Origin of the sequence: Sphingobium sufflavum, assembly GCF_021403115.1 — a bacterium.
GTDB lineage: Bacteria > Pseudomonadota > Alphaproteobacteria > Sphingomonadales > Sphingomonadaceae > Sphingobium > Sphingobium sufflavum.
Genome location: NZ_JAJSSH010000002.1, coordinates 59,074 through 75,406, shown reverse-complemented (window position 1 = coordinate 75,406; position 16,333 = coordinate 59,074). Strand labels below are relative to the sequence as shown.

Below are 16,333 nucleotides of genomic sequence, written 5' to 3'. Positions count from 1 at the left end.
GGCGCTAAATCCTATTGAGAGGCCGAAACCGGGTCCAGGGGCGGGAGCGCCCAGTCGATGGGGTCCAGCCCCTGATCGCGCAAGAACTTATTGGCCCTGGAAAAAGGTCCGCTGCCGAAAAAGCCATTATGGGCGGACAGGGGCGAGGGATGGGCGGAGGTCAGGATCAGGTGCCGCCCGCCCTTGGCCACGTCGTCGATCATCGCCGCCTTTGTCTTGGCATGGGCGCCCCACAGGATGAAGACGGTGGGCGTCGCCTGCGCGTTGACCGCTGCGATGATCGCGTCGGTGAACCGCTCCCACCCCTTGCCGCGATGCGATGCCGCCTGCCCCATCTCCACCGTCAGCACGGTGTTGAGCAGCAGCACGCCCTGCCGCGCCCAATGCTCCAGAAAGCCATGGCGCGGCGGGTCGATGCCCAGGTCGGCCTTCATTTCCTTGTAGATATTCTTGAGGCTGGGCGGTGGCGGCACGCCGGGCTGCACGCTGAAGCACAGGCCATGCGCCTGCCCCGGCCCATGATAGGGGTCCTGCCCCAATATCACCACCCGCACCCGGTCCGGCGGGGTCAGGTCGAGCGCGCGGAACCAGTCGGCCCCCTTGGGGAAAATGCGCGCGCCGCCCGCCTTCTGCGCCACCAGCCAGGCTTTCAGCTCGGCCATATAGGGTTTGCCGAACTCCCCGCCCACCGCGGCGAGCCAGCCGGGTTCGAGCCGGGGTTGCGGCGGGGTCGATGATGCTGCCTCTGTTGCCATGCCGCGACGATAGCGGCGATGGCGGGAGAGGCAAGAGTCTGGAAGGACGAGCGAGGAGGAAGGCAAGCCGCCAATGCAACAAGGAGGCTTGGGTAGAGCAGGCCAGCGTGGAATGGCTAGACCGGAACAGGCCGGGGGGAACGGGCCGGTGCGGTGGATGGGTCGGGCGGCAGGGACGATGGCGGGGAACGGACCGGCAGGCGTGGAATCTGCAACAAGTCGTCAGCGATGGGTTCGCTCCCCGCCCGGCTCGTCAGCCGATCTGGGTCCAGGCTCCGGCGATTTCGGCGATCACGGCATGGGCGCTCATGATGCGCTCCGCGTCATTCTGCGGCACCGCGACCAGCAGGCGCTGGCGCACTTCGCGATAGATGACGCCCAGGCTCAGCGCGACATCACCGCCCTTGTCGAAATCCAGACTGCTGTCGAGCGCGCGCAGCAGCATCAGCGCCCGCACCTGCTTGTCGCGCGCCTTGGCGGAGTCGCCCGCGGCGGCCGACAGGGCGGAGGACTCGATCGCCAGCAGCAACTCGTCGAACAGGATCTTCACGAGCTGGTGCGGCGTCGCGCCCTCGATCTTGCCACCCGCGTCGATCGCGGCGTAACGGCGGCTGGCGGCGGCATATCCCTGCGTTCCGAACATAATCCTTGGTCCCCGTATTCTTGATCTTTAAAAAATTACCGACGAATGATCTTGGTCCAGATCAGTTGTTGGTGCCGTTCCAGATGGCGATCTGCTGTTCCAGATAGCTTTGCGTGGCCTTGATCGACGCCAGCTGGGTCTGCATCGCCGAATAGGTCTTGGTGAGCTGCGCCTCATAATTCTCCATGGAGGCGTCGAGCTTCTCGGTCTGCTTGGTCAGGGCTTCCTGCAACTTGGTGTACGTCGCGGTCGAGCTGGCGAGCGGGCCGTCGGCGCCGTTCAGATAATCGGTGACGGACTTGAGCGCGCCCGCGATGCCGATCTTGGTCGACGACGGCGTGGTCGGGTTCAGCATCTGCGTGATGGCTTCCGGGTCTTCGGCAAAGGCCTTCTTCAGCTTGGCCTCGTCCAGCGTCAGCGTGCCGTCGCGGTTGGTCGCGATGCCGATGGAGCTGAGCGTGCGATAGGTGCCCGTGTCGGTCAGTTCCGTGCTGGTCAGCGTGGCGAGGCGCTTGGTCATCTCGCGCACGCCCGGATCGCTCGACAGCAGGCCAATCTTGGAATCGGTCGACTTGGTGGAGGTGTTCAGCGCGGTCTTCAGGCTGTTGTAGGTCGACACGAACTCCGCGACCAGATCGGTCATCGTCGCGGTCGGCTGGTCGGTGGCCAGCGTGACGGTCGTGCCCGGCGCGGCCTTGTTCAGGTCGATGCGCAGATAGGGGATGGCGGTCGTCACTTCGTTGGTGGCGAATTCCATGTCGACATTGTCGATGCTGATCTTGGCGTTGTCCGCGGCCTGCTTCTGCGTCAGCGCGCCGGCGGTGCCGCCGAAACGCTGGAGTTCCGCATCCGCGCCCGCATCGACCGCGACGGTGAAGCTGTTGGTCGCGCCGGTCTGGCCCTTCAGGACCAGGCGTGCACCCGTGCTGTCGGTCACGATGCTGGCGGTGACGCCGCCATTCTTGTCGTTGATCGCCGTGGCGAGGTCGGCCAGCGTGTTCTTGGGGCTGGTCAGTTCCACGTCGAACGCGGTGCCGCCGTTGGGCGAGATGGTGATCTTGCCGGTGCCCGCCGTCGATGCGGCGGTCGCGCCGTTCAGCGTGTCGGACTGCATCACCTGCGCCGTGGCGAGCTGCGTGACGACGAGCTGCGCGGGCAGGCCCTTGGGCGTGCCGCCCTCGATCAGGCTGACCGATGCGATGGTGGAATCGGCGGAAACGGGCTGGCCGCTGTAGCTGGTCGACTTCAACAGCTCCGTCAGCGCGCCGGAAAAGGTCGTCAGCGAGCTTTTGGCCGATGCCAGCGCGGAAATGCGGGCGTTGTTGGTGCTGATCCGGCCATTGAGCGCGGTGGCCTTCGGTTCGCGCGACGCCGCGACCAGATCGGACACCAACTGCTTGGTGTTGATGCCGGAGCCGATGCCGAGGGCGCTGGCAATGTCGATCGAAGAAGTGGCCATGTCGCTCGTTCCTTGTTGCAAGACCCAGAACGACCGCCGTCCGCGCGGCTTAAGGGCGCCGTTCGGAAATTGGCGAAAAAATCATGCGGCCGCGCGATGGACGCGGCCCGGCACGGACCGCGCGAGCAACAGCGGTGGGGGAAGAGGGGACGACGCGGCGGTGACGCTCGGCCACGGATCGCGCGCCCGACCGTCCCGCACGCTTCGCCCGATCCGGTTTCTCCGGCCAGCATGGCAGAGTGCAGAGGGGCCGAAGCGACCATAAGTTGCCGCTTCCTCCCCCCGCTCCATCCTACCCCGCCATCGCCGCATCCACCGTCGCGGCGCTGACGTTGGACATGGCGGCGCGGGTGCGGGCGGCCTGCGCCACGATGGACTGGCGCACCTGGTTGACGAAGGCGACCATCGCATCGCTGGCGGGCGGCAGCGGCAGCACGATGGACGGCTGCGGCATCAGCATCGCGATCGCGCTCTCCGCCTGGCTCAGCGCGCCGGGGTCCTGGCGCGCGGATGGCGTGGCCAGGTTGGAGACGATGGCGGCGATCTCCTCATGCACCTTGGCATAGTCCGCATGGCTGCGCGCCTGCGCGTCCGTGTCGGGCGAGGGGTCGCTCGCGGCGTCGGGCACGGACGGCAGCAGGCGGCGGGGCGCGGGATGGGCGTCGGCGTGCGGCGTCACCGCCTCCACCGGCATTATGCGCGATGCGGCGGGCACGCGATCCGGCGCACTGGTGACAGGGGTCACGGGCGGATTCCGATGAGTATAGTCTGTCATGACGCACCTTCTAGGGCGTCCCCATCACCAAAGGACGGACAGACGGAGATAATCTTTAATTCACCCTCTTTCACCGCCCGGCGCGGGGATCGTTGCGCCATGGTCGAATGGAGGGGGGATGCCCGCCCTTACGCGCCGGCCATGATCGCCGGGGGCACCGCCTCACCCGTCAACCGCCCCCGCCTCAACCCTGCGTCTTGCGCCCTTCGGCGTCGAAGCGGACATCCTCCGGCAGGTCGATATGCGGCCGGTCCATCTGGGTCGCCATATTATTCTCGATGCGGAAGACGAACGCCAGGATGGTCGCGACCGCCAGGAACAGCCGCTCGTCGATGACATGGTTGACCCGGCTGGTGAAGTAGATGGCGCGGGTCAGTTCGGGATATTGCAGCACGGGAACGCTGAATTCGCCCGCGCTTTCGCGGATGATGCGCGCAATCTCGTCGGCGCCGCGCGCCAGCACCACCGGCGCCTGATCGACGCCGGGGCGATAGCGCAGCGCGACCGCGAAATGGGTCGGGTTGGTCAGGATCACCGACGCCTCGCTCACCGCCTTGCGGACGGAACCGGATGCGACCTCGGCCGCGCGGCGGCGCATCGCGCCCTTCGCCTCGCCGCTGCCTTCCGCTTCCTTATATTCGTCCTTCACTTCCTGCTTGCTCATGTTCAGCCGCTTGGCGCGCTGCATGATCTGCGCGGGCACGTCGATGCCCGCGACCACGAACAGCGCCCCCGCCAGCCCCAGCGAGACCATGATGAAGATGTTGCCGATCTCGTCGAAGGCGGGGACGATGCCGGACTTGCCCATCTGCCGGATCTCGACCAGCCGGTCCCACATCAGCCACCAGCCGATGGCGCCCAGCAGCACCACCTTGGCCACCGACTTGATGAGCTCCATCACCCCCTGCGGCCCGAATATGCGCTTCAGGCCCGCACCGGGGTTCAGCTTGCTGGCCTTGAACGCGAACGCGCCCGGCCGGAAGCCCAGCGAACCGAGCAGCGCGGGCGCGGCGACGGCGGCGAGGAAAGTCGTCGCCAGGATCGCGGCGACCGGCATCACCACCAGCGCGGCCAGATGCGCGGCGCGCTTGCCCGGTGCAAAGCTCTGTATCTCGCCCGGCGTGATGCGCAGCCCCTCGCGCAGCATGTCGCGCACGGCGCCCACATATTCCGGCCCCATCACCGCCAGCGTGGCGATGCCGGCCATCACGACCATCGCGGTCGCCAGGTCTTTGGACTGGAGGATGTCACCATTTTTGGCGGCTTCGGACAGCCGCTTGGCTGTCGGTTTTTCGGACTTTTCGCCGGCGGTTTCAGCCATGGATCAGCGTCCCCCGGCCAGTGTCTGGGTCATGTCGAGACCGCTGGAAATCGCATCGCCAATCGCGTCCGCCATCACCGGCGCGGCGATGGACAGCAGGATCAGGCCCGCGCTCAGCGTCGCGGGCAGGCCGACGGAGAAGAGGTTGAGCGAGGGCGCGGACCGCGCCAGCATTGCCATCACCACCTGCACCATGATGAGGGAGAAGGCGACCGGCAGCGCGATGGTCAGGCCCGCACCGAACATCGACCCGCCGAACCAGACGAGGTCGTGGACCGCGCTGTTGGGCATCAGGCCGCCACCGGGGGGCAGCGCGCGATAGCTGTCCACGACGAACTGGACCAGCAGCAGGTGCCCGTCGAGCGACAGCATCATGAAGGTGGCGAGGATCGACAGGAACTGGCCGACGACGGGGGTGGACGCGCCGCTCTGCGGGTCCATCATATTGGCGAAGCCCAGCCCCATGGCGGCCGCGATCGTCTCCCCGCCGATATAGGCGGCGGCATAGGCGATCTGGAGCGTGAAGCCGAGCATCAGGCCGCACACCACCTCACCCCCGACCAGCGCGATTCCGGCGAAGGAGACGACGCCCGCGACGGGCAGGGTGACGGTGACGCTGTTGAGCGCGGCCATGCCCACGGCGAGGCTCAGGATCAGGCGGATCTGCACCGGCACGGCGGGCGCACCGAATATGGGCGCGGCGATGAAGGCCGCGCCGGGACGGATCATCGCGACGAGCCACAGCCATAGCTGGCTCTCGACCCCTGCAAATCCCGGTGCGATCATATCCATCGTCCGCTGACCCCTAGTTCAGCAGGTCGGGGACGCGCTCGAACATCTCGCGCATGAAATCGGCAATCAGCATCAGGATGGACCCGCCGAACAGGACCAGCGTGGCACCCACCACCATCAGCTTGGGCACAAAGGCCACCGTCGGCTCGTTGATCGACGTCGCCGCCTGGATCATGCCGATGATGATGCCGGAAATCAGCGCGGGCAGCAGGATGGGCGCGGTGGCCAGCGCCGCGATCCACAGCGCCTGTTGCGCGATGCCGATGAAATAATCGCCGTTCTCCATGGCTTATGCCTTCTCCCGCCCGCTCATGTCGCGAACGACCCGGCCAGCGACCCCATGGTCAGCGCCCAGCCGTCGACCAGCACGAACAGCAACAGCTTGAAAGGCAGGGAGATGATGGTGGGCGACAGCATCATCATGCCCAGCGCCATCAGCGTGGACGCGACGACAAGGTCGATGATGAGGAAGGGGAGGAAGATCATGAAGCCGATCTGGAACGCCGTCTTGAGTTCGGACGTGACAAAGGCGGGCAGCAGGATGGTGAAGGGGATGTCCGCCGCCGTGCGGAACGGCGGAGCCTTGGCGAGGCCCTGGAACAGCTTGAGGTCGGTCTGGCGGGTCTGCTTCGCCATGAAGCCGTGCAGCACCTTGGCGGAGCGGCCCACCGCTTCCTCGATGCTGATCTGGCCCTGACCATAGGGGGTGTAGGCGGTCGCCGTGATCTGGTCGATCGCGGGGCGCATGATGAACATGGACAGGAACAGCGCGAGGCCGACCAGCACCTGATTGGGCGGCGTCTGGGTCAGGCCCATCGCCTGCCGCAGGATGGACAGCACGATGATGATGCGGGTGAAACTGGTCATCATGAGCACCAGCGACGGCAGCACCGTCAGCAGGCTCATGAGGAGGAGGATTTGCAGCGACAGCGACAGCGGGCGACCGTTGCCCGAAACCTCGCCCAGCGCCTGGCTCAGCGCGCTGGAACTGCTCGCGGCGCCCGTCGGCACGGCGGGGGCGGCCTGCGCAAAGGCAGGCTCCACCAGCACCATCGCCCCGATGGCGACCGCCGCGGCGACACCGGCCATTTTCAGGACGCGATCAGAAACCACGCTGGTCGCTCTCCGCGATCCGTTCGATGCGGCCGCGCGTGACGGACAGCAACAGCGTCTTGCCGCCGAACTCGACGACCGCCAGCTTGCCGAAGCTGCCCAGCGGCACCGCGTCCACGACCTTGACCAGGCGATTCGCCTGCCCCTGCATCAGGCCGGGCTGATATTTGCGCCACAGCCACAATGCGCCGAACGCCATGCCGCCGATCATCGGCAACAGGATCAGGAGCTTGACGAAATACCAGACCATGAGGAACCCTTCAGCTGCGCCGCTCGATACCGGCCATGCGCGCGTCCGTGGACGCGATCTCGACGACGCGGATACCGTAGCGGCCATTGACCGTCACGACCTCGCCACGAGCGACGAGCGTGCCGTTAACCATAATATCAAGCAGCTCATCGGCCTGCCGGTCAAGCTCGACAACACTTCCCTCGGCCAGGTTCATGATTTCGGCCAGCCGCATCTGGGTCGATCCGACCTCGACGGACATGCGCACCGGAATATCGGCCAGCAGGCGGAAATTGCGTCCACCGGGCGCTTCCGTCATGCCGTCCTCGATGCGGGGCGCTTCGCTCATATCGCTCATTTCCTTGGATGTCCTCAGGCCAGTTTTTCTATCATGAAAGCAGCGCGCCCGTCCTGCTCACCGATCGTACCATGTGCAAAAACCCGGTCACCGACCAGCAAGGGCAGGTGACGGGCGATATGGATGTTGATGACGTCGCCCGGCTTCAGCGCCATCAGCTCGGTCATCTTCATGTTGGGACGGGCCAGCACGGTGCGGGCGGGCAGCCGGACATGGTCCATGCAGTCCGCCAGGTCACGCTGCCAGCGGGGGTCGACGGGGCGCACCTCCTCGGCGGCGCGGGGCAGGTTGACGCCTTCGACACTGTTCAGCCCTTCGAGGGGGTAGATGATCTCGATCGTCCAGTTGTCGCGATCGCCCAGATTGACCTCGAAGCTCTGCACCACCACGTCCGCGTCGGCGGCGGCGATCTCCGCCTGCACGACGCCCGTCTCGCGGCCGATCAGCGTGGCCTCCATCGGCACCACCTCTTTCCAGCAGCCGGTGACGGCGCTCATCACCTGCGCGGACAGGCGGTCGATCAGGCGGTTTTCGGTGGGGCGGAATTCCTTGGCCTCCAGGTCGGGGGCATTGCCCCGGCCACCGTAGAAGCGGTCGACCAGCGTGGAGATCAGCGGCGCGTCGATGCGCAGGGCGACGACGCCCTTCACCGGATGCAGCCGATAGAGGCTGAGCGAGGTGAAGGCAGGGACGCAGGCGTCCCACATCATGAACATCGTGTTGTCGATGGGCTTGGCCGTCACCAGCGGCCGGGTGCCGCACAGCGGCTCCAGGATCAAACGCAGCTGCCGCGCCAGGCGGTCGCCCAGGCGGTCGATGGCGTTCAGCAGCGCCGGGGCCTGAGCCGCCGTGCGTCCGAACTGATAGGGCTTAACGTCGTTCATACTGCACTGTCCCCGTCCGACCCCCGTCGGACACAGTGCTATTGAATCACGAAATTGGTAAAATAAACGTTATCCACGCCGCCGTAACCGGTCCGGTCCTTGAGAACATTGTTTATTATTTTCACCAATTTACCCTGCAAACGCTCCTTTCCCTGCGGAGTCGCAAGGTCCAGCTCCTGTTCCTGGGCCAGCATCATTAAAATTGCAGAGCGGATCGCCAGCTCGTGAGTCTGGATCGCGGTGATCACTCTTTGGTCGTAGTAGGTCGATGCCGCGATCGAAATCTGGGCGAAGGCGTCCGAGTCGGACATGTTCGACGTGAAGGGCGCGGGGATCTGATAATAGGTCGCCTGATAGGCGGACGGGTTGCGGGGCGAGGGCAGGTCCACCGGCTTGTGCGGGTGTTCCGGCTCGACCGCCTCGGCATCCGTTTCGGCGGCCTCGCCATGCTCGCCCGCGGCGGGCGCATATTTGGCGGCCACATCCTCCGGCTTCTCACCCTTCTTCACCAGACGGGGCATGTTGGGATCTTCGACCGGCCCGGCCTCCTTGTGCATGGAGCCAGCCGCATAGAATCCCGCCGCCGCGCCGCCGCCGCCCAGCAGGGCGACCGCAGCACCGATGATGATGAGCTTTTTCGCGCCACCCTTTTTCTTTGCTGGCGGCGCGGCCGCGTCCTTACTCATTCCCGGTCTCCATCAGGCATCAAGCCCATGAGGCGTCTGGCCCATTGAGGCGTCACGCCATCACGGCGTCAGGCCCATCAAGCCATCAGGCATATCGTACGAGCCGGTCCCCATCCCGACCCGTGCCGCCCGCCTGTTGACTCACTGTATCCGCTTGATGGTTAAGAACGTCCCGACGCGGCGAACTTTTACCCTGTCCGCCATTATTTCCGCCATTCATGCCCGATTGCAGCCCCGCCTGGCCATTGGGCTGGCCCTGCTGGGGGTTGCCACCCTGCCCCTGGCTGGCGGTCTGGGTGGAGCCTTGCTGCCCTCCCTGATCGCCGCCCGGCTGCTGGCGCGGGTTCGGCTGCGGCTGGTTGGGCTGATCCTGCGGCGTGTCAAAGCTGTTCGACGCCCGGTCGATGGTGATAGAGGTGAGCTGGAGCGCGGCGAGGCGCGCGTCCGCCTGAAGGCTGGACTGGCCGTCGCGCAGGTGGCGCGCCGCTTCGTCCGTCTCGGTCAGCAACTGCACCCGGCCGCCATCCTCGCCCTGCCAGACGTCGATCTGGATACGGCCGAGGTTGGGCGGGCTGAGCTGGAAGCGGCTGTGCCCGGTGCCATCGGCCAGCGCGGTGATCTCCTTGGCCACCCGGTCGATCCACTGACCGCCGACGCCCATGTCGATCACCTGCGATTGCAGGGTCGCCCCCACATCGACCGGTCCCGCCACGGCGGGCGCGACATCGCCGGCCCCCGCGATGCGGCCCTGCGCGATGGGCGGCAGGCCCTGTAGGATGTCCGCGAACGGACGGCCGCCGGGCACCGCGTCGGTCGGCGCGGATGCGGCCCCCGTCACGCTGTCCGCGCTCGCGGCATTGCCGCTGTCCTGCGGCGAAGTCTTGTCCGACGCCGGATCGCCATTCCGGCCCGCCATGTCGTTGGCCACCGTCAGCGCCGCACCCGTCAGGGGCAGCGCCGCCGGATCGGCGGGCCGACCCTCCGCTCCACGCGCCGGGGCAGCGATGGCGGAACGGTGGAGCGCCGACATGACCGGCTGGATGATGACCGCCGCCGGGTCCGTGGCCACCGTCTCCGCCTGTCCGGCGGTCGGTGGCGTCGCGGCCTGTGCCCCGACCGGTGTTTCGGCCTGCTGGCCTGCCAGTTTCCCGGCCTGCCGGGCGGACAGGCGGCCTGCGACCGGCGCATCGCCCTTCAGCGGCGCGGGCAGGGCCTCTCCCAATGTCTGCGGCAATGTCGCGACAATATCCTCGACCGACAGCACGGTCTCGCGCGCCGGGGCGATGCTGGCGCTGGCGTCGCTCGCCTGACTCCGGCCCGTCGCATGGCCACTGGCCGCCGCCATCTGCCGGAACAGGTCGGGCGCGATCCCGCCCTGCGTCACCGGGCGGGTATCGGACTGTGCCGCATCCGCAACCGCCGCCGCGTCGCTGCCCAGGATCGGGCTGGCGCTCTCCACCGCCCCATCACGCGCGGGTGCAGCGGGCTTCACGGCCGGCGTGGCAACCCCGGCCTTGCCCCCTGCAACCGGCGAAGCGACCATCTCAGCCCCCCGACCGCGCTGCGGAGCCGGAACATCCCTGTCCGCCGCCGCCCCCACAGACGGTGCCTTCGCACCCGGCGTCAGTATGGCAGGCGCACCCGGCACAGCCGATGCAAAGGGCTGACGGCCCCGGATCGGCGCCGCCGTCCCCGCTTCGATGGCGACAGCCCCGGTCACGCCCGCAACGCTCGTATCGGCGGCAGGCGTCTCGACGCCAGCCACATTCACAGCCGCCGTGGTGGCAGCCGCCACGGCCAGAGGCGGCGGCGGTGTCACCACCATGTCGGCCATGGCGCTTTGCGCCGCCGCGCCCAGCGCCAGGTCGCGCACGACCGGCTCGTCATCGGTCGCGCCGTCGGACTCCGCCCGCTCACTCCCGTCGGAACCGGCGAGCGCCAGCCCATCGGTTTCCGTCCCGTTCTCCTCGTCATCGGGCTGGGCAAAGCCCGCGACGATGGCGGCGAAATCGCCAGCCGCGCCGGTCTTCATGCCCGGCGCCCTCTGCGCGCCGCCGATGCCTGTTGCCGTGCTGCCGATGGTCGCGGTTGTCGTGGCGATCTGTGTCATATGCCGCCTTGTCCCTTCGTTTGCATACGTCGATATTGGGGTATGGCCGCGATCCTCGCTTCCAGCTGATCGTCGGCGGCGCGTCGCGCCTTGTCCTTGAGCCGCTCGGCGATTTCCCGCTCGCGGTCGGCGGCGATGGCCAGCGCCTGCTTCTGCTCGATCCGGCGGTTGGCGTCATACAGCGCCCCGTCGAGCTGCCGTCCGGCCTGCTCCAGCCGGGCGGCCAGTTCGCGCTGCGCCGACAGGGTGGCGCCGTCCAGCGACCCCGTCGCCCCGAACAATTCGCCGCGCATCAGCGCCAGCCGCTCCGCGTTGCTTTCGATATGCGCCGCCTCGTCCCGCGCGCGGCTCGTCTCCGCCACGGCCAGCATATGCTGCACATGGCGCACGCGCAGCAGGCGGGCGCGTTTCTTGACCAGCCGGGTCACTGCATCAGCTCCGGTGCGAAGTGGATCATCAGTTGCGCCACGCTCTCGTCAATCGTCATCGTGGATTTCACATCCTGCTTGATGAACTCCAGCACCTCCTGCCGCCGCTCCACCGCCTCGTCGATGATGGGGTCGTTGCCGGGGCGATAGGCGCCCATCAGGATCAGGTCGCGATTTTCCTCATAGGCGGCCCACAGGCGGCGATAGACGGTCGCGGCCTTCAGATGGTCCGCATCCACCACGTCCGACATGACGCGCGACAGCGACTTGCCGATGTCGATGGCGGGAAAAATGCCCTGTTCGGACAATTGGCGCGACAGCACGAAATGGCCGTCCACGATGGCGCGCGCCGTGTCCACGATGGGGTCGTCGGTGGTGTCGTCGCCATCGGCCAGCACGGTGTAGATGGCGGTGATCGACCCACCCGACCGGCTGTCCACGCCCGCCCGCTCGCACAGCTTGGGGATGAACGCCAGGGCGGAGGGCGGATAGCCCTTCATTGCAGGTGGCTCGCCCAGGGACAGGCCGATCTCGCGCTGGGCATGGGCGCAGCGGGTCAGGCTGTCGATCAGCAGCAGCACATTCTTGCCCCGCGCCCGGAAATATTCGGCGATGGCGGTGGCCCGCGCGGCGGCGCGCAGGCGCAGCACTGGCGGATGGTCGGCGGGCACGGCGACGACGACGCTACGGTCCATCAGCCGCCCAGCCAGCTTCGTCTCCAGAAAGTCGCTGACCTCGCGGCCACGCTCGCCGATCAGGCCGACGACCACGATGTCCGCCTCCGCACCCGCGATCATCTGGCCCATCAGCACGGATTTACCCACGCCCGAACCGGCGATCAGCGCGATGCGCTGGCCCCGCCCGGCGGTCAGCAGGGAGTTGACGGCGCGCACGCCCAGGTCGAACCGGTCCAGCACCCGGCCCCGGTCCAGCACATTGCCGCGCACCCCTGCCAGCGGCCACTGGCCATTGGCCATGATCGGTCCCTTGCGGTCGAGCGGCTGGCCCATCGCATCCATGACGCGGCCCAGCATCCCCTCGCCCACCTGTATCATGTTGGCGGCGCTGTCCGGCTCGACCCGCGCGCCATTTTCCAGCGGCGCATCCTGATCCAGCGGCACGAGGATCGCCTTGCTGCCGCGAAAGCCGACGACTTCGGCGCGCACTTCCGTCCCGTCCGACGCCCGGATGCGCGCACCCGATCCCATCGGCCGGGAAAAACCGGTAACTTCCAGCATCCCGCCGTCATGGCCGACCAGCCGGCCGACATGGCGCGGCTGCATGTTGGTGACGGAAAAATGGTCGAGCAGCTTGCCCGCCCGGTCCAGATCGGCGGCAATCACAGCCGTCCCTCCATATCGTCCATCATCGCCTTCAGCCGGTCTAGCCGCACGTCCGGGCCATCCTCGATCCAGCCGTCCGACGTGGCGAGCCGCACCGACCCGCGCGACAATTGCGCGTTGGGGGTCAGGGCGACGCCCAGCCCTTCCGTCGGGATCAGCGGCAGGTCGAGCGGATTGACCTCCAGCACCGCCTTGCCGTCGTCGGGGTCGATATGGGCGGCGATGGCGGCGCACCGCTCGGCCAGCCGCTCCTCGTCCACCGGCACTTCGCCCACGATCTGCGTGACCAGCCGCAGGACGCTGTGGCTCAACAGGGACGCCAGCGTCCCCTCGCCCACGCCGCCCAGTTGGCCGATCGCCGCGATCAGGTCGCGCCGGATGCTGTCGTCGGCCTCATGCGCCTCGCGCGTGATCCGCTCACCTTCCTGAAACCCGACGAGGAAGCCCTCCTGGCTCGCCTGCTCGATGGGATCGACTTCGGGTTCCGGTTCCGGCTCCATATAGTCCGGCGTCGGGCTGCGCGTCGCGGTCCAGCCCGCGCCATCGCCCACCGCGCCAAAGCGCGAGCGAAAGCCGCCGCGCGGCGCGCTCATCGCGGAAAAGCCGGTGACGGGCGAGATGGCCGTGGCCCCCGCGCCATCCTGCGGCGCCCAGAAACTCGACATGTCAGACATAATCGTCGCCCTTTCCGCCGAGCTGGATGGTGCCTTCCATGGCCATGCGGCGGGCGGAGGCGATGATGACCTTCTGCGATTCCAGCACCTCGGTCAGGCGCATCGGGCCGCGCTCCTCCATCTCGTCGGAGATGGACTGCGCCGCGCGGGCGGACATGCTGCCCAATATCTTGGCGCGCAGCCCCTCGTTCGCACCCTTCAGCGCGACGATAAGCTGGTCGTTGTCCACCGACCGCATCAACGTGCCCAGATCCTTCTCGGTCAGGCCCATCAGATTGTCGAACACGAACATCTCGTCCTCGATCGACTGGGACACGCCCTTGTCGCGCTTGGTCAGCGCCTTCATGATGCGCTGCTCATGATCCTTGCGGATATTGTTCATGATCGCCGCCGCCTCGACCGTGCCGCCGCGCTGCGTGGCGGTGCCGGTGGACTTGCGGCCCGTGCCCGCGCTGCTCAGCAACTGTTCCAGATCGTCGAGCGCGTCGGCGCTGACCGGGCCGAGCGTGGCGACGCGATAGACGACCTCGTCCTGCACCTCGCCGGGCAGCATCTGGAGGACGCTGGCGGCGGCGATATGGTCGAGATGGGCGAGCACGATCGCCATGATCTGCGGATGCTCCGCCTCGATCGCGCCGGCAATCTCCTTCGGCTCCATCCACTTCAGCATGGCCAGCTTGGGCGACTTCTGCGGCGGGGTGATGCGCGCCAGCATATTGTCGGCCCGCTCCGGTCCCAGCGCCTTGTGCATCGCGCCGCGAATATGGTTGGCCGCGCCATAGCCGATGGTCGTGCGGCCCTTCGCCTTGTTCACGAACTTGTCGAGCGCATGGTTGACCTCGTCCACCTCGACATCCACGACATCGTACATGGCATAGCCCAGTTCGCGCACTTCCTCCGGTTCGAGGCGCGACAATATCTGCGCGGCCTCATCCTCGTCGAACAGCATCAGCAGGACGGCGGCGGCGGCGCTGCCGGTCATCGGGGTCGCTTCGGCGTCTTCGCCCAGCGCGGGATCGGCCTCAGCCATCGTCCTTCTTCCCTTCCCGCAGGAGGTCGCGGACGACCAGCGCGGCGCGGTCCGGGTCCTGCTTCACAAAGTCACGGATCAGCGCGGCGCGATCCTGATAGTCGTGGGTGGAGCTGATCTGCTCCAGCGTCACCGGGGCCTCCGGGTCGCGCACTTCCGCCGTCTCCTGGATGGCGGTGGAGATTTCCTGCCGGATCTGCTCCTGACGCGCGGCTTCGGCGGCGGCCGCCTCCGCCTTGCTCGCGGCCCAACGTTTCAGCAGCGGACGACCGATGCCCAGCAGCAGGACCAGCGTGACCAGCAGCGCGGACACGTTGCGGACGGCCAGCGGAACCCAGCTTGCCTCATACCAGGCGGCGGGAGTGTCCTCGACCGACGCGAACTTGCGCGACGAGAGGGCGACCACGTCGCCACGCGCCTGATCGAACCCGACGGCGCCCTTCACCAGAGCCTCCAGCGCGGCGACTTCCTGCGCGTTGCGCGGCTTGCCGTCCGTGCCATTGTCGAGGGCGACGGCGATCGACAGGCGCTTGACCGTGCCCACCGCATCGCGCGTCACCGAAATCTCGCGGCCCAGCTCGAACTGGCGGTTGAACGTCTCGTTGGTCTTGTAGGGCGGCATCTGCGGCGCACCCTGCGGACCGGGCGCACCGGTCGCGCCCGCGGCCGTGCCCTGCTGCGCGGCGAGCTGCGCGGCGGTCGGCGGCGGTGTGCCGGGCGCGGTCGGGGTCGGCGGCGGCGCGGCGGCGATCGCGCCGGGGATGCCGCCCGCGGTCGATCCGGTCGCCGCGTCGCTGTTCCATGTGCCCTGCTCGGCGCGCAGCCGTGCCTCGTCCTGCGGATAGGTTTCGCGGGTCGCCTGCCGTTCGGAGAAATTCACCTCCGCATGCACTTCGGCGGAGAATTTGCCCGCGCCCAATATGGGGGTCAGCAGCGCCATCACCGACTGGCGATAGCGTTCCTCGATCTTGTTCTGCACCTCGATCTGCTTGTCCTGCCCGCTGTCCTGCCCGTCGTTGGACAGGAGGCGACCGCTCTGGTCCACCACCGACACCGATTCCGGCGTCATGTTGGGCACGGACGAAGCGACCAGATGGACGATGGCGTCCACCTGCTCCTGGCTCAGCGAACGGCCCCCGGTCAGTTGCAGCATGACCGACGCGGTCGGCTTCATCTGTTCGCGCAGGAAGATGCTCGGCGGCTCGACGGCCAGATGGACGCGCGCCTTCTGCACCGAACCGATCTGTTCGATGGTGCGGGCCAGGTCGACCTCACGGGCGGAGCGCAGCTTCTCGCCCTCCACCGCGCGGCTCGCGCCCATCGGCATGGAGTCGATCATGGAGGCGCCGTCGGGCGCGCTCTTGGGCAGGCCCTCGGCGGCCAGCTTCATCTTGGCGTCGAAATAGGCGTCCTCGGACACGGTGATCGACCCGTTGCTCTGGTCGAAGCTGTAGGGGATGTTGCTCTTGTCCAGCACCTCGGCCACGGCGGCCTTGTCCCCTTCGGGCAGGCCCCGGAACAGGTCGCGCTGCGGCGGTTCGCGCAGCGCCAGCCAGGCGAGGCCCGACAGGGCGGTCACGCCCAGCAGGCCGGCCATGGGCAGGCTCTTCTGCACGGCGGGCTGCTTGAAGAAGCCGGTCAGCTTCAGCCGCGCGGCGTCGATCGGGCTGCCGCCCGCGCCGGTCAGCGCAGGCAGGCCAGACCCTGTGGTGGCGATGTTTGCGTCACTCATC

At 67.6% G+C, this 16,333-nt stretch carries 18 protein-coding genes; all 18 read right to left on the bottom strand.

Annotated elements, in window-relative coordinates:
• Nucleotides 1–11: 11 nt before the first annotated feature.
• The 18 genes from ung to fliF all read right to left on the bottom strand — a co-directional run bounded on the left by ung (nucleotide 12) and on the right by fliF (nucleotide 16,332).
• The gene (ung, locus tag LWE61_RS03605; RefSeq protein WP_234148670.1) at nucleotides 12–755 is read right to left on the bottom strand and encodes a uracil-DNA glycosylase; all 744 of its coding nucleotides are present in this window, start codon (nucleotides 753–755) and stop codon (nucleotides 12–14) included.
• 253 nt (nucleotides 756–1,008) lie between these two features.
• Complete coding sequence (locus LWE61_RS03600; protein WP_234148669.1) at nucleotides 1,009–1,398, bottom strand: flagellar export chaperone FliS; 390 nt, start codon at nucleotides 1,396–1,398, stop codon at nucleotides 1,009–1,011.
• 61 nt (nucleotides 1,399–1,459) lie between these two features.
• Nucleotides 1,460–2,857 carry a flagellar filament capping protein FliD gene (gene fliD / locus LWE61_RS03595; protein ID WP_234148668.1) on the bottom strand — a complete coding sequence of 466 codons (1,398 nt, stop codon included), beginning with the start codon at nucleotides 2,855–2,857 and terminating at the stop codon, nucleotides 1,460–1,462.
• A 292-nt stretch (nucleotides 2,858–3,149) separates the two neighbouring features.
• Nucleotides 3,150–3,602 carry a hypothetical protein gene (locus LWE61_RS03590; RefSeq protein WP_234148667.1) on the bottom strand — a complete coding sequence of 151 codons (453 nt, stop codon included), beginning with the start codon at nucleotides 3,600–3,602 and terminating at the stop codon, nucleotides 3,150–3,152.
• A gap of 214 nt (nucleotides 3,603–3,816) precedes the next feature.
• Entirely contained in the window at nucleotides 3,817–4,953 is a 1,137-nt protein-coding gene (locus LWE61_RS03585; protein ID WP_234148666.1) for an EscU/YscU/HrcU family type III secretion system export apparatus switch protein, read from the bottom strand.
• Nucleotides 4,954–4,956: 3 nt separating this feature from the next.
• A complete protein-coding gene (gene fliR / locus LWE61_RS03580) occupies nucleotides 4,957–5,739 on the bottom strand; it encodes a flagellar biosynthetic protein FliR (RefSeq protein ID WP_234148665.1) in 783 nt (260 codons plus the stop codon).
• Between the two features lie 19 nt (nucleotides 5,740–5,758).
• Entirely contained in the window at nucleotides 5,759–6,031 is a 273-nt protein-coding gene (locus LWE61_RS03575; protein WP_234148664.1) for a flagellar biosynthetic protein FliQ, read from the bottom strand.
• Between the two features lie 23 nt (nucleotides 6,032–6,054).
• Entirely contained in the window at nucleotides 6,055–6,834 is a 780-nt protein-coding gene (gene fliP / locus LWE61_RS03570) for a flagellar type III secretion system pore protein FliP (RefSeq protein WP_234149056.1), read from the bottom strand.
• A gap of 13 nt (nucleotides 6,835–6,847) precedes the next feature.
• The gene (locus LWE61_RS03565; protein ID WP_234148663.1) at nucleotides 6,848–7,108 is read right to left on the bottom strand and encodes a FliO/MopB family protein; all 261 of its coding nucleotides are present in this window, start codon (nucleotides 7,106–7,108) and stop codon (nucleotides 6,848–6,850) included.
• Between the two features lie 10 nt (nucleotides 7,109–7,118).
• Entirely contained in the window at nucleotides 7,119–7,445 is a 327-nt protein-coding gene (gene fliN, locus LWE61_RS03560) for a flagellar motor switch protein FliN (RefSeq protein WP_234148662.1), read from the bottom strand.
• A gap of 14 nt (nucleotides 7,446–7,459) precedes the next feature.
• Nucleotides 7,460–8,329, bottom strand: a complete 870-nt coding sequence (locus LWE61_RS03555) for a flagellar motor switch protein FliM (RefSeq protein ID WP_234148661.1) — start codon at nucleotides 8,327–8,329, stop codon at nucleotides 7,460–7,462.
• Nucleotides 8,330–8,367: 38 nt separating this feature from the next.
• Nucleotides 8,368–9,015 carry a flagellar basal body-associated FliL family protein gene (locus LWE61_RS03550; protein WP_234148660.1) on the bottom strand — a complete coding sequence of 216 codons (648 nt, stop codon included), beginning with the start codon at nucleotides 9,013–9,015 and terminating at the stop codon, nucleotides 8,368–8,370.
• A gap of 85 nt (nucleotides 9,016–9,100) precedes the next feature.
• The gene (locus LWE61_RS03545) at nucleotides 9,101–11,125 is read right to left on the bottom strand and encodes a flagellar hook-length control protein FliK (protein WP_234148659.1); all 2,025 of its coding nucleotides are present in this window, start codon (nucleotides 11,123–11,125) and stop codon (nucleotides 9,101–9,103) included.
• Entirely contained in the window at nucleotides 11,122–11,553 is a 432-nt protein-coding gene (locus LWE61_RS03540) for a hypothetical protein (protein WP_234148658.1), read from the bottom strand. Before LWE61_RS03540 ends, LWE61_RS03545 begins: the two co-directional genes overlap by 4 nt.
• A complete protein-coding gene (locus tag LWE61_RS03535; RefSeq protein ID WP_234148657.1) occupies nucleotides 11,550–12,896 on the bottom strand; it encodes a FliI/YscN family ATPase in 1,347 nt (448 codons plus the stop codon). Before LWE61_RS03535 ends, LWE61_RS03540 begins: the two co-directional genes overlap by 4 nt.
• Nucleotides 12,893–13,570: a FliH/SctL family protein gene (locus LWE61_RS03530; RefSeq protein WP_234148656.1), complete on the bottom strand. Its 678-nt coding sequence runs from the start codon at nucleotides 13,568–13,570 to the stop codon at nucleotides 12,893–12,895. Before LWE61_RS03530 ends, LWE61_RS03535 begins: the two co-directional genes overlap by 4 nt.
• The gene (gene fliG, locus LWE61_RS03525; RefSeq protein WP_234148655.1) at nucleotides 13,563–14,600 is read right to left on the bottom strand and encodes a flagellar motor switch protein FliG; all 1,038 of its coding nucleotides are present in this window, start codon (nucleotides 14,598–14,600) and stop codon (nucleotides 13,563–13,565) included. Before fliG ends, LWE61_RS03530 begins: the two co-directional genes overlap by 8 nt.
• Nucleotides 14,593–16,332, bottom strand: coding sequence for a flagellar basal-body MS-ring/collar protein FliF (fliF, locus tag LWE61_RS03520; RefSeq protein WP_234148654.1), 1,740 nt, complete (start codon nucleotides 16,330–16,332; stop codon nucleotides 14,593–14,595). Before fliF ends, fliG begins: the two co-directional genes overlap by 8 nt.
• Between the last annotated feature and the right edge of the window lies 1 nt (nucleotide 16,333).

Coding starts and splice junctions, on each gene's coding strand:
- ung (WP_234148670.1), bottom strand. CDS start 755: ATGGCAACAGAGGCAGCATCATCGACCCCGCCGCAACCCCGGCTCGAA.
- fliN (WP_234148662.1), bottom strand. CDS start 7,445: ATGAGCGATATGAGCGAAGCGCCCCGCATCGAGGACGGCATGACGGAA.
- fliF (WP_234148654.1), bottom strand. CDS start 16,332: ATGAGTGACGCAAACATCGCCACCACAGGGTCTGGCCTGCCTGCGCTG.
- LWE61_RS03555 (WP_234148661.1), bottom strand. CDS start 8,329: ATGAACGACGTTAAGCCCTATCAGTTCGGACGCACGGCGGCTCAGGCC.
- fliR (WP_234148665.1), bottom strand. CDS start 5,739: ATGATCGCACCGGGATTTGCAGGGGTCGAGAGCCAGCTATGGCTGTGG.
- LWE61_RS03600 (WP_234148669.1), bottom strand. CDS start 1,398: ATGTTCGGAACGCAGGGATATGCCGCCGCCAGCCGCCGTTACGCCGCG.
- LWE61_RS03545 (WP_234148659.1), bottom strand. CDS start 11,125: ATGACACAGATCGCCACGACAACCGCGACCATCGGCAGCACGGCAACA.
- fliD (WP_234148668.1), bottom strand. CDS start 2,857: ATGGCCACTTCTTCGATCGACATTGCCAGCGCCCTCGGCATCGGCTCC.
- LWE61_RS03585 (WP_234148666.1), bottom strand. CDS start 4,953: ATGGCTGAAACCGCCGGCGAAAAGTCCGAAAAACCGACAGCCAAGCGG.
- LWE61_RS03530 (WP_234148656.1), bottom strand. CDS start 13,570: ATGTCTGACATGTCGAGTTTCTGGGCGCCGCAGGATGGCGCGGGGGCC.
- LWE61_RS03565 (WP_234148663.1), bottom strand. CDS start 7,108: ATGGTCTGGTATTTCGTCAAGCTCCTGATCCTGTTGCCGATGATCGGC.
- LWE61_RS03550 (WP_234148660.1), bottom strand. CDS start 9,015: ATGAGTAAGGACGCGGCCGCGCCGCCAGCAAAGAAAAAGGGTGGCGCG.
- fliG (WP_234148655.1), bottom strand. CDS start 14,600: ATGGCTGAGGCCGATCCCGCGCTGGGCGAAGACGCCGAAGCGACCCCG.
- LWE61_RS03575 (WP_234148664.1), bottom strand. CDS start 6,031: ATGGAGAACGGCGATTATTTCATCGGCATCGCGCAACAGGCGCTGTGG.
- fliP (WP_234149056.1), bottom strand. CDS start 6,834: ATGGCCGGTGTCGCCGCGGCGGTCGCCATCGGGGCGATGGTGCTGGTG.